Origin of the sequence: Bacillus sp. SIMBA_005, from assembly GCF_046535585.1 — a bacterium.
Taxonomy (GTDB): domain Bacteria; phylum Bacillota; class Bacilli; order Bacillales; family Bacillaceae; genus Bacillus; species Bacillus pumilus.
This window is the reverse complement of the sequence record NZ_JAWRWI010001300.1, coordinates 1-230: the sequence shown is the minus strand read 5'-3', so window position 1 is coordinate 230 and position 230 is coordinate 1. Positions and strand designations below refer to the sequence as shown.

At 35.7% G+C, this 230-nt stretch carries 1 protein-coding gene; it reads left to right on the top strand.

What is annotated here, in order from left to right:
• Nucleotides 1–230 (top strand): PLDc N-terminal domain-containing protein (locus tag SB660_RS24275; protein ID WP_410585208.1); only part of this gene is annotated, 230 nt, incomplete at both ends.

The following is a 230-nucleotide window of genomic DNA, read 5'->3' as shown; positions in this document are numbered from 1 at the left end:
ATTATATTTTTAGAGCGTAAAGATGCTAGTTCTACATGGGCATGGATTCTTGTCCTATTTTTCTTGCCATTAGCTGGATTTATTTTATATTTACTACTTGGCAGACAACTGCGCAGGAAACATTTGTTTCGTTGGGAAGGGCGCAAAGATATTGGGATTGATAATCTGATTAGCTATCAAATAGACACCATTCGAGATAATACATTTGAGTTTCGTATTGAAAATGCCGA